Raw genomic sequence first — 12,903 nt, forward strand, 5'->3', positions numbered from 1 at the left:
AATTAATTATATAAAAATATTATTAAATAATGAAAAAAATATATACATCTATTCATATCCTTTATATATTAATCGTAACTAGTTATATATTAATTATATTATATTATTTTATAACACATAAAAATGTATATGCTAATACAACAAATAATTTATATAGTATAATCAGTTTATCCTCTCCTACTAATAGCTATAAAGAACACTATAATAATGTGAACAATCAAAAATACAAAAAAAATATACAAAAAAATATAGAGTATCACAGCTCAGCTGAAAAAACTCAGAAGATATCAGCTAAATCTACTTTGCCCTACCCTCAAAAAATAGCAGATCCTCCTATACATTCTTTTCTACAAATGACTTCTGTTGCTATTCCACTTATAGTAGGAGGATTATTTCTTAATAACTCTAGAGCAGAGAAAAATATCCATAATTTAAGAAATGATTATGTACCTAAGTTTAACTTTCATTATGAAGATTATCTCCAGTTTGCTCCAGGTGCAGCTATGTTAGGATTAAAATTAGGTGGTCTAGAAGGAAGAAGTTCATGGGCAAGGATGCTTTTTGCTGATGCTATTTCTATTGGTTTAATGTTACCTACTGTAGAAATAATAAAAGTACATACAAAAAAGAAACGGCCTACTGGTTCTTCGCACCAATCTTTTCCTTCTGGTCATACAGCAAATGCATTTATGTTAGCAACAATGCTACATAAAGAATATGGGGAAACACATAACCGATGGTATAGCATTTTAGGTTATACAGCAGCTACAGCTACAGCTATTGGAAGACAACTCAACAATAGACATTGGCTTAGTGATACTATGGTAGGTGCAGGTATAGGTATCATGTCAACAGAGATAGGCTATCTTCTAACAGATCTTATTTTTGAAGATAAAGGTATTATCCGACCTATTAGAGAACCAAAAACTATAGATAAAAATAGAAAACCTTCATTTTTAGGTCTATATGCAGGTATTAATCAAATGTCAGGCAAAACAAAAATAGACAGTGTAGAAATATCTACAGGAACTGGTGCTAATGTTGGTATAGAAGGAGCTTTATTTTTTAACCCCTATATAGGAGTTGGGGGAAAGTTTTCTGCAGCAAACCTTCCCATATTAAAAGATGGAAAACTCCAAAAAGAAAGATACATAGATATACTTTCTGGGTATGGGGGACTATATTTCTCTTACCCTCTCACAAGGAGAATTGGCTTAGGAAGTAAAGTTCTTGCAGGATATAATTATTACCGTCAATCCAAATCATTACCATCTTCTTCAATCAAAATAGGAGGAAAAAAAGGGTTAGGTATTTGTACTGGAGCTTCAATACATATTCTTGCTAATGACAGCTTAAGCGTATCATGTTTCCTTGACTATAATTTTATACAATCACCTCTTCCAAAAGACAAAAAGTTGAGAGCTACACAAACCTTAGGTCTTTCAACAAATATTGCTTTTTAATATATTATAGTTTGGCTAATAATTAACTCTAATATAATAAAGATGTCTATCTTTCTTATAGAAAAAGTAAAAAGAATGATAAAAATTATTAATTATCCTCTTGGTAACAATATAAAATTAACTATGTTTGATAAATGTCCCAGACTCTAGTTCTATAAATGCTTCCTGTAACTCATCATTTGTATTCATAACAATAGGACCACCCCATGCAATTGGTTCCTGTATAGGTTTACCAGAAACTAATATAACTCTTGCACCATCTAACCCTGTTTGAATAAATAAATCTTTTCCTGGATTAAATAAAATAGCACGCTTAGCTGGTATAAGAGCAGACTCAAAGCCACACTCACCCTCTACAATATATGCAAATACTGTATGTTGAGGATCAGTTGCAACTTGCCAAACTTTATCTGGTTTTAAAGTAAGATCAAAAAAATTAATATTAACATATTCTCCCTTGGTTGCGCCAGGAACATCTTTGTATTTACCTGTTACAACAGCAACTGTACCAGCATCTTCTTCTACCTTAGGGATCATCTCTCTAGTAATATCTCTATATTTAGGAGCTACCATTTTATATATACGTGGTAAGTTAATCCATAACTGTAACCCTAAAAACCTTTCTGTAGCCTTAGGCATCTCCTGATGTAAAATACCACTGCCAGCAGTCATCCACTGACAACAGCCATCAAGTATACTCCCTTGATTACCTAAACTATCTTTATGCTCAACATTACCTTGAATGAGATATGTAAATGTTTCTATCCCTCTATGAGGATGCATAGGAAAACCTTTTATATAATCTTCAGGATTTCGTGAGTCAAAGGCATCTAACATAAGAAATGGATCAAAATTCTTAACTGTTAATGATCCAAGAACACATACAAGATGAACACCAGCTCCATCAACTGACTTATACCCTGTAACTATTTCTTTAATAGTACGATGTGACACCTCAACCTTCCTTTTTATATATCTTACAATTCTTTAACAGTATATTAATTAATGTACCTTAGTAAGAGATAAGAAGAAATGATTATACACTATAAATGACTATATTATAATATATAAAAATTTAATTAAAAATTTTTATATTAGTTATTATGTTACATGTAACATAATAACTAATATAGTAATTATTAATGTAAAAATTATTGTTATATATTACTAAATTCAGAAGATGTATAACTATATCTATCACATAATAAAAGGAAGGTAGCTACAGTAGTTGCTAGTACTATCCAATAAATAAATCTATAGTCTGGTGTTGGTGTTACAATAAAATAACCTAAGTAATAACACACAGCAGAGCTTGAAAGCATTTTTACCTCAATACCAAGTAGGTCATTTCTTTTCAAAACATATAAAAATAGTATTCCTGCTAGAGGAATCCAGAAAATAGGTAGAAAAAGAATGGGCAATATATTTTTTGTTGTATTAACATATGAATAAAGTATATCTGATGCCCTTCCTTTTTCAAAAGTAAATCCATAATTATTTTTATGCATCACAAAATATGACACACATCTAGGTGTCTTTATAGGGAATCGACTAAAATTATTAAAAAGTCTTAATTTTGCTTGAAGATATGCCCATGGCTCATTCCTCATAACAGAATACCAATTTTCTTTTAATAAATTATCAGTTAGTTGAACTATTGAATAAAATTTCCATCCTTTATCTAAATGGACGATAGGAAGCTCTTCCACAGGAAATTCATGTACAGTACTTTCTTTAAAAAAAAGATTTTTCCCTACTATTCTTGAAGTAGCAGCAATCTCATCTATTTTCATATGCATTGTAGGGCATTCTGATTTTGCATCTAACATATATTTATTTATACCCCTTCCTATACAAAACAAACAGATCAAAATAATACAACTAACACCAAAAATATATATCTTTTTCCAATTAGGAAAACCAATCGTTACAAGGTAATACACTATTGGAGCAGAAGCCATAATAGCATTATCCCTTACCCAAAAAGCATATAGAAAAAAACATAGTGCTAAAAAAAATAGTAAATAACTGTAATAAGATTGTCGTTGGATATGTATTCCTAAATGAAACAAAGCAAAGGCAAAGAAAAAAGCATATGCCATTCCTATATCTTTCCATAGGACTCCTGAGAGCCCAGCAATAAAAGGTAATAAAGGTAATATAAGCCAAATCCAACTTATTCTATTCTTTTTACTATACATTAAACATAATAAAGCCGTTGCTCCAAAAAACATAAAAGTATGGAATAGCAACATAGGAATAGGCCCCTTATACACAAGAATAAAACATGACCAAACCCATGCCATAATGGGGGGATGCCAATCTTCATATGTATGAGTTACTGCCTGCTCATATTGAGATACACTATCAATACTCATTGCACCTGGCCAATAAGCTCCTACCAAAAAAGCCATTTCACATAACAGTAATACTATAAACAATATTCTTTTAATATTTAATGACTGCTCCATAAAAAATAAAAAAGAGCCTAACCTATTTTTATCCATCCTATTTTCCTTACAAAACTATAAATATTTTCTGTTTATAGTTTGCTGAAATAATAACACTATTCATACATTGTTTACTTATAGAAAAAATATGAAGATGGTATTGAAGACTGCTCTGTTCATTTATTACTATTGTTATATTCTAATGAATACAAATTACATACTATCATGAGACTAGTTATTGTTGTTGATATAATAGATCAATAGATATCTAAAACTAGGTGTTATTACTCCTTTATTAAACTGAAATCTATAACTATTTTCCCACATTCCTAAATAATAACTCATCTTCTTTTTTAAAGGAAAACTACTAAAAATTTTTTAAAGATTTCACTTTGCTTTCAGATATGCCCATGGTTAATTTTTTATAACTCAATACTAATTTTTTCAGATCTTCATTAGTTAACATCACTTTTCTATAAAAATTGATCCCTTTTACCTAAGGTAACTCAGGTAGATCTTTAACAGATAAACTATGTATTGGACTTTCTATAACAAAAAGATTTCTTTAAACAATATAAGATTTTACTTCTGTTTCATCTGTTTTTATAATTGAAGTAGGATTTATTTGTTCTGCACCTAATATAAAGTTATTAATATATTTTCCTATAAAAAAACATAGTAGTATTATACAACTTATTATAAAAAAAAACTTTTTTATAATAAGGGTTAAAAATTCTTATAGAATGATACACTGTAGGTGCAGCAGCCATAATGACATTATCCCTTATTTAAAAAGCATATAGAAAGATGGAATAGGACTAAAAATAGCCATATCCATCTTATTCTACTTTTTATATAACTCCTATAAAGTAAAATATTGCTCCAAGAAACATACTAAAATGAAATAAGAGCATTAATGAGATGTATAATATAAAAAATGGCAAAGACTAAATTCATACCATAATGGGAGGATACTAGTATACATATCTATGCGACAATGCCTGATGATATTGTTCAAAGCTATCCCACATTATGGCACCTGGCCAATAAGCTAAGAGTAGTAGTCCAACTCCACCTAAAAAACTATGTATTTAAACAAGGGGCTCAAACCATAAGAAAATATCATATCCTTACTAATTTGTTTCATGATATTCTTTTTCTATATTAATATTCCATAATACTGACTTATCTATAGAAGGATCCATTAAACACTTCACTGCTTGCATAGCAGCAAGCATAGAATGATCCATATTATTATACCGATGCATGCCATTTCGACCAATGGGATACATATTTGCTATACTATCCAAAAATTTTTGTACTTCAGCTATTCTAAAGTAGGTACCAAAGTAAGCAGGATATGCTTTTTTCACTCGTAGTATTGTAACGTCTTCTACATCTAAGCATGTAATAAATCCAAGAGAAATAAGTTCTTGAATGGCCATCTGTTTAAACGCATCATCACTCATACTCCACAAATGAGCTCCTTCATTAGCAAAGTATTCAAGTCCTAACCATACCTTTTGAGGATCAGAAACTAAATAAGGACTCCAATTATTAAATATTTGGACACGTCCAATAACAACATCTGATTCTTGTATATAAATCCAATTATCCTTTATAGGTACTGAATGATTACTTTCACGATCATTATCATCTCTTAATCTTAAATTTTTTACTAACAGACCAACTGTAATAAAATCTCTATATACAAGACCATTACTTACTTCTTGTACTGATGATGGTGCATTTTTACACATTTCAACAAGTTCTTTTAAAGGAATTGAAGAAATAACTGCACTACAGTCTACTCTAGATTGTTCACCATTATTACAGTTTTCTATATATACAGCTGTTACTTGAGAATCCTCTATATCTAAGCCAACTACTTTATGATTTAATAAAAGTGTAGCACCTAGTGCAGTAGCTTCTTTAGCTACAGTTTCCCATAAATGACCAGGACCAAACTTAGGATATAAAAATTGCTCTATTAAGCTTGTATCTGTATTTTTTTGCTCAATTGTTTTATCAGATTGAAAAATTTTACGGATAGCATGACGTAATACCCTAGCTATAGAAATACCTTTTATACGCTGTGCACCCCACTCTGGCGAAATATCTGAACAAGGTACCCCCCATACTTTTTGAGTATAATCACGAAAAAATGTTTTATATAACTCTCTTCCAAAGCGGTTAATAAAAAAGTCTTCTAAATTTTTTTCTGACTTTATAGGAAAAAAACAAACTCTTATATATCCAATTCCCATTTTAACTACACGTAGTATACCTAATTTTTTTATTGTCGAATATTTTAGAGAAATAGGATAGTCAAAAAATTTACGGAGATAAAATATTCTTGATAACCGTCTACGAATCAACATGACTCTATCTTCTTTTTCAGGATCTGGACCATGAATAACGTCTTCATCTCTGTTATATTCCTGGCTACTTGAAGGGAAGTCCTTCTTATCACTTTTCCCTTGCAACGGCAGGATATCCAACCACCATTTCATGACTTGAGCAGACTTTGAAAAAAACCTATGCCCTCCTATATCCATTCTATTTCCTTTATAAACAATGGTACGCGCAAGTCCTCCTACCTGACTTTCTAATTCAACAATAATTACTTTATGTTTTCCTGAGCGAAGTAATTCTAACGCTGCTGTAAGACCTGCTGGACCAGCACCAAGGATTATAACAGGATCACTCTTCATAATAATATTCTCATTATAATAAGTAGGATAGCTAAAGTAAAAAAATGACTTTAATTGTCAGAAGTCAAATATTCAAGAAATATAAATACAATAATGTATAATAGCCTATTATCTATATTCGTGATATATAAAATGTTATCTAGATAATGTTAGCTATTTTTGATATTCATACTTGCCTAGACAGCACAGTTAATATTCATATCTATTTTTAAATTTATTGATAAATATAAAAAGTACCTCTGCCTAGTTTTAGCTATATGTATTACTCCAAGTTGATACAACTAACCTTCAAAACATCCATTAAAATTAGTGAATTACAAAATCAAAGCAGTTAGATAAAAAAATATTTAACTTAAGATAATAAAACAATTTTCGATCTTTTTTCCCAAATTAGGACTTATAATCTATTGGAGTTCAATAATGAACAATTTTATTACTTATAGCCAACCTACTCTCCCAGCTGGATTTGTAGATGTACAAAAAGTAATACAAAGCATATTAGTTGATCTAAAATATGTAGGAAGCGATAATTTTGTAGGAAGACCCATTCCAGGGTATAATACAAATCGGGTCATATTATCAAAAGAAGCTACTGTTGCTCTTGCAAATGTACAAACTGAATTGCAACAATTTGGTCTTAGTTTATTAATTTATGATGCTTATCGACCAACACAAGCTGTTGACGCATTTATTAACTGGTCAAATGAACCAGAAGATAAAAAAATAAAACAAAAGTATTATCCAATACTTACAAAAAAAGAAATATTTGATCAGCAATATATTATGAAAAAATCTTCTCACTCACGTGGCAGTACTGTAGATTTAACTATTGTTTCATTTAATAATACAACAAATCAAAATAACATGTTTTATACTCCTCTTGATATGGGTGGTATTTTTGATTTTTTCGGTAAAGAGTCACATCCTGACTTCCAAAATATTACCCCCCAACAAAAAGCAAATAGGCTATTTTTACGTACAATTATGACAAAATACGGCTTCACTCCAATTTCTAATGAATGGTGGCATTTCACCTTAGCTAATGAACCTTTCCCAGAAACATATTTCAATTTCCCTATAGAATAAAAATTCTATAATTAATGTGAATGATAGTATTGCATTATAATGATCAGTAATTAATTATTACTAATTCTCTACTATAAATACTTATTTTTCTTTTTTTGAGAACTAACTTCTTATAAAAAAAGCAAATTTATCCTTAGTAAGATAAAATAATTACTCAAAACTCAAAAAAATCTGGTTGAGTTGTTTAAACAACTCACGTAGAATTCTATTTCTTAACTATGTTATTGGTATAGAGTAAAATTAAAAAATAAATAGGCTTATAAGTTAGTTGTAACTTTTTATCTTATTTGGAAAAAGAGCAAAATCCCCTTCAAATACATTTTATATCTAGTAACTAAATCGGGATGTAATGTAAAAATAATACTAATAATGTTAACTAATCAAAAAAATAGTAATATAATAAGTAAAAAAGTTGGCTAAGTTAAAATGCATTATATGCAATTAATAATAAAACTAAAACTTCCTCTCTCTAGTACGCTAGAGGCAGGTGTTATGGCTGAGGTAGCTGCTCTTCATATCATATGCAGTTAGTTTATACCTACACCTATTAATTAAAGAAGGCTGTTATCTTATGATTAATGTAACAGAAAATGCTAGAAAAGAGCTTGAAACTTACTTTACAAATAAAGAAAAAAGTCCTCTTCGGATATATCTTGCTTCAGGTGGCTGAAGCGGACCACGATTAGCATTGGCTCTGGATGAGCCAAATCAACAAACTGATACAATACTTGAAGAGGGCGATTTAACGTTTTGTATTGATAACGAACTACTTTCTTCTGTGAAATCTGTAACCGTTGATATGAATTATATGGGATTTAATATTGAACCAGAAATTCCTCTCAATGTAGAAAATGGCGGAGGTGGTTGTGGTAGTTGCTCTTCAGGTGGATGTGGTTAACTTATAATAACAAGCTAGGATTACACTTAAACTATGTAATTCCTAGCTTGCTATATGTTTAAGATACTCTCTAGGTCCTTCAACATAAAAATCTTTTCCTTCTGTATCCCCTACCACAATAACTGGAAAATCTTTTACTTCCATAGCTGCTAATGCTTCTGGTCCTAACTCTGGATAAGCAATAACAGTGTACTTTATAATATGTTGTGAAATTAAAGCACCAGCTCCAGCAATAGCTGCAAAATATACTGCTCCATAAGTTTTTAACTCATTTAAAACTTTTGCAGACCGTTTACCTTTACCAATCATACCTGTAAGACCTTGCTGTAACATTGCTGGTGTATAACTATCCATCCTTCCACCTGTTGTTGGACCAGCTGAACCAATAATATGCCCTGGTTTAGCTGGAGATGGACCAACATAGTACAAAATTTGGTTTTCAAGTGAAACAGGAAGTTTTTCTCCTTTTTGTAGCGTTTCTATCATACGCTTATGTGCAGCATCTCTTGCAGTATATATAGTTCCTGAAATCAAAACATGCTCACCTATATGTAAAGAACGTGTAACTTCTTTAATTAATGGAGTAGTTATAGTCCGATATTCTGCCATTCATAACTCCTTAACAGCAAGTTTATTATAACCAGACCTCTGTATGACGAGCTGAATGACAATTAAGGTTTACAGCTACAGGCAATGAGGCAATATGTGTGGCAAAAAATTCAATATTTACTTTACAGGCTGTCATTCTTCCACCAAAACCAAGTGGACCAAGCCCCATCTTATTAATCTCTTGTAATAATTCATCTTCAAGAGCTGCATATTGTGGATTTTTATTATGAGTGTCAATATCACGTAATGCAGCTTTTTTAGCACAGATTGCTGCTATCTCCAGATCTCCACCAATCCCAATACCTACTACTAGTGGTGGACAAGCACTTGCTCCTCCCTCCATTACTGTTTCAAGTACAAACCGCTTTACACCATCTATACCGTCAGCAGGGATTAGCATTTTTAGTTTACTTTTATTTTCAGCACCAGCACCTTTTACTCCAAACCTTATCATTAATGTATCGCCAGGAACAAGACGAGTATGTATAATAGCTGGTGTATTATCTCCTGTATTTTTACGTTCAAATAATGGGTCAGCTACAACAGATTTTCGTAAATATCCAGAAATATACCCTTTTCTAACACCTTTGTTAATAGCTTCTTCAAAATCTCCTCCAGTAATAACAACGTCTTGACCAATCTCTGTAAAAATAACAGCAAGCCCAGTATCTTGACAAAGAGGCATCATTTCTCTTTCTGCAAGTTCTGCATTATTAACAAGATGTTGTAGTATACAACTTTCTAGTGGTGATGACTCATTATGAATACCATTTTTAAACTCTGTCAAAACTGGGTGAGGTAATTTACAACAAGCATCTATTGCTAATTGAGCAACAGTATCTTCTATTACTGATACATGAATTTCCTTCATGTGAACTTATTCCTATATACTTATAATTTATTGTAGTAAAAAAGAAAAATAAAATAAATAGAATCAGACCATTTATAATGGCTACTAATGTTCTAATAACTAATTTCAGTATTTCTGAAATATCATCTATGGATTATAATAAATACAAATTTGGTAAAGGGTCAATGGAATTAGATAAAAAATTTAGTTTATAATCCTGTAAAATAGTATTAATTTTTTATAGATAATAAGTCTATTATCATTACTCCTTCTGAGATCCAGTTCTTAAAGCTGCAATAGTTCCAGCATACTACTTTTATCCATTCTCTGTTCTCCTTGTCTAGCTGGTATAGAGGTTTCAGGTCCTCCAGCTATCATATCTTCTTGTAATGGAAAAACATCTTCCATCATTATTTGTCCCATATGAGCTCCAGTAGGTGTACTTTGTGCATATGAAACATCCTGTTGATAATGACCTTGTCCATTACCCATTACGTTCATTTGTTGATACTGAGGGGCAGGCTGCATATTCCTATTATTATTATTATTATTATTAAGTGCCATTGCCTGTGGCACATTCTGCTGATTATTCATAGATAAATTGTTTGGAGGCATTGTTGGAGAGGGTATATTTTGATTTACTACAGGCTGTGGAGCATTCCTTTTAGGACTACTCTGTGGCTGTTGCATAGAAAAAGTGTCTTCAACTGGATAAGGCCTATTTGAAGAAAAATAGATAGCATTTGCAGCAGACTCAATTTTACTAAGTTGTTCATAGAATTCTTTATATTTTCTATTCAATGTTCTTACTATTCTATCTTGACTAAAAACTATATAAAAAAACATAAGAAACATACCAAAAAAACATAAAGCTACTGCAATTAATAACATAGGACTACTCCTACTTAGAGTAAAAAACTAGCTTTATTCAGGTTGATAATATACTTTGTATATTTATAATCTACATATACTATCAACTTTAAATCAGATCAGAACATATGATAGTCTTTTTTTATATAAGTTCAAGGATTCTATCTTGAGATATTATTACATAGAAGTGACATACTTTAAAAAAAATTTTTATATTTATAGTAATCTAGTATAGATAAAAGATATATAATCTATATATTATATCACTTAAATATTACTTTAATAAATATATACTACAATGAATAAATTATCATACATTTTAATTGTGAGCTATCTCAATATAGATATATAATAAAATACCATCATTATTCCTATCAGCTATAGTTTATAACATAAAGATTAATTACAAAGAATTTCATTAGTTTTTTGAAAAAAGAGTAATGAAATAATATAACTAGATACTAGTATGTTATGATAACTTGCTCGTCACCAACATTTTGTTTCTCAATAGAACCAATAATCCATGCACTAACTTCCATAGACTTTAAGATATTCATAGCTCGAGTAACAGAATCATTGGGTATTATGAGTACATATCCAATTCCACAATTAAAAACTTGTAACATTTCTGACCAAGATAAAGAACCTTGTTCCTGCAACCAATAAAAAATAGGAGGTATATCCCAACTACTAAATTGAATATTTGCTACAACTGATTGTGGTAATACTCTTGGAATATTATCATAAAAACCACCACCAGTTATATGAACCATACCTTTAATAGAAATATCTTTAATAAGGTTACAAATAATATCAGAATAAATAAATGTTGGTTTTAATAGTACTTGTTTGAAAGTATCCCGAGAGCCAGGTATAATATTGTCAGGCTCAATAGCACACTGATTAATAATTTGTCGAACAAGAGAGTATCCATTAGAGTGAATACCAGATGATGCTAATCCAATAATGGTATCTCCAACCTTAATAGATGAGCCATCAATTATCTTGGACTGGTCTACAATACCTACACAAAATCCTGCTAAATCATATTCACCTTCTGTATACATACCAGGAAGTTCTGCTGTTTCTCCACCAAGTAAAGCACATCTTGCCTGTTTACATCCCTCGCTAATACCATAAATAACTTGAGTGGCTTTATCCACATCAAGCTTAGACGTAGCAAAATAGTCAAGAAAAAATAAAGGACGTGCACCTTGCACTAAAATATCATTTACACACATTGCAACAAGATCAATACCAACTGTGTCATGCTTATTAAAGTCAAAAGCAAATTTTAACTTTGTTCCTACACCATCAGTAGAAGATACTAATACTGGATTATCAACCTGAGTAAGATTAAGCTTAAAAAGTCCACCAAAACCACCAAGATCAGAAAGTACACCTTGGATATTTGTTTCTGAAACAAACGATTTAATATTTGAGATCAAGGCATTACCTGCATTGATATTAACCCCAGCATTAGTATATGCTTGTGAACGAATTAAAGACATTCTTATCTCCTAGTTATTCATAGTAGCAGTATGTATTATTATAAAATATACAACAGTAAGGTGTATCTCATGAATAAAAAAAAATCCCTATACCTATTATTCATAGGATATTGCTACCAATTTCAAATAAAACGATTACTGTTGTTAATGACTATTATAATAGCAAATACTATATTTGGATTTAAATATATTATTTGTATATCACATGCCTATACAATAACAACACCAAATAATCCGAGTATCTTTATAGGAACAGATATTAAAGGTGATAAAATTATTCAAGTTGTAACTCCAATATCAGATATGGAACAACAACCTACCCCACCACTTATTATAATACCTAAAGTTTCTGTCCCTTGGGAACCAACTGTTCCAATAGTTAAACCACTTGATACAATTACACCAGCAACACCAAAAGTCCAATCAATTAATCCCATGAAAAAATGAATAGT

Annotated in this window: 11 protein-coding genes; 4 read left to right on the forward strand and 7 right to left on the reverse strand. The window is 30.6% G+C overall.

The window, feature by feature from the left end:
• The first annotated feature begins 209 nt into the window (after positions 1-209).
• The gene (locus LI_RS01595; protein ID WP_011526373.1) at positions 210-1,463 is read left to right on the forward strand and encodes a phosphatase PAP2 family protein; all 1,254 of its coding nucleotides are present in this window, start codon (positions 210-212) and stop codon (positions 1,461-1,463) included.
• A 117-nt stretch (positions 1,464-1,580) separates the two neighbouring features.
• Here the strand turns inward: LI_RS01595 and LI_RS01600 are convergent, their stop codons facing one another.
• The 3 genes from LI_RS01600 to LI_RS01610 form a co-directional block, all read right to left on the reverse strand.
• Positions 1,581-2,417, reverse strand: coding sequence for a pirin family protein (locus LI_RS01600; protein WP_011526374.1), 837 nt, complete (start codon positions 2,415-2,417; stop codon positions 1,581-1,583).
• A 203-nt stretch (positions 2,418-2,620) separates the two neighbouring features.
• Positions 2,621-3,970, reverse strand: coding sequence for a hypothetical protein (locus tag LI_RS01605; protein WP_011526375.1), 1,350 nt, complete (start codon positions 3,968-3,970; stop codon positions 2,621-2,623).
• Positions 3,971-5,046: 1,076 nt separating this feature from the next.
• A complete protein-coding gene (locus LI_RS01610) occupies positions 5,047-6,627 on the reverse strand; it encodes an NAD(P)/FAD-dependent oxidoreductase (protein WP_011526376.1) in 1,581 nt (526 codons plus the stop codon).
• A gap of 420 nt (positions 6,628-7,047) precedes the next feature.
• On the opposite strand from LI_RS01610, the gene LI_RS01615 reads away from it, so the two are divergent.
• Both LI_RS01615 and LI_RS01620 read left to right on the forward strand, forming a co-directional pair.
• Positions 7,048-7,713 carry a M15 family metallopeptidase gene (locus LI_RS01615; RefSeq protein WP_011526377.1) on the forward strand — a complete coding sequence of 222 codons (666 nt, stop codon included), beginning with the start codon at positions 7,048-7,050 and terminating at the stop codon, positions 7,711-7,713.
• 571 nt (positions 7,714-8,284) lie between these two features.
• Positions 8,285-8,611, forward strand: coding sequence for an IscA/HesB family protein (locus tag LI_RS01620; protein ID WP_081475770.1), 327 nt, complete (start codon positions 8,285-8,287; stop codon positions 8,609-8,611).
• Positions 8,612-8,653: 42 nt separating this feature from the next.
• Here LI_RS01620 and LI_RS01625 read toward each other — a convergent pair whose 3' ends face one another.
• The 4 genes from LI_RS01625 to purM form a co-directional block, all read right to left on the reverse strand.
• Positions 8,654-9,220 (reverse strand): Fe-S-containing hydro-lyase, encoded by a 567-nt coding sequence (locus LI_RS01625; RefSeq protein WP_011526378.1) that lies wholly within the window; start codon positions 9,218-9,220, stop codon positions 8,654-8,656.
• A gap of 25 nt (positions 9,221-9,245) precedes the next feature.
• Entirely contained in the window at positions 9,246-10,091 is an 846-nt protein-coding gene (locus LI_RS01630) for a fumarate hydratase (protein WP_011526379.1), read from the reverse strand.
• 264 nt (positions 10,092-10,355) lie between these two features.
• The gene (locus LI_RS01635) at positions 10,356-10,961 is read right to left on the reverse strand and encodes a hypothetical protein (protein WP_011526380.1); all 606 of its coding nucleotides are present in this window, start codon (positions 10,959-10,961) and stop codon (positions 10,356-10,358) included.
• A gap of 440 nt (positions 10,962-11,401) precedes the next feature.
• Positions 11,402-12,451 (reverse strand): phosphoribosylformylglycinamidine cyclo-ligase, encoded by a 1,050-nt coding sequence (purM, locus tag LI_RS01640; protein WP_011526381.1) that lies wholly within the window; start codon positions 12,449-12,451, stop codon positions 11,402-11,404.
• A gap of 69 nt (positions 12,452-12,520) precedes the next feature.
• On the opposite strand from purM, the gene LI_RS01645 reads away from it, so the two are divergent.
• Entirely contained in the window at positions 12,521-12,898 is a 378-nt protein-coding gene (locus LI_RS01645) for a hypothetical protein (protein WP_011526382.1), read from the forward strand.
• Positions 12,899-12,903 lie beyond the last annotated feature (5 nt).

It is taken from the genome of Lawsonia intracellularis PHE/MN1-00 (genome assembly GCF_000055945.1).
Classification (GTDB): Bacteria; Desulfobacterota; Desulfovibrionia; order Desulfovibrionales; family Desulfovibrionaceae; genus Bilophila; species Bilophila intracellularis.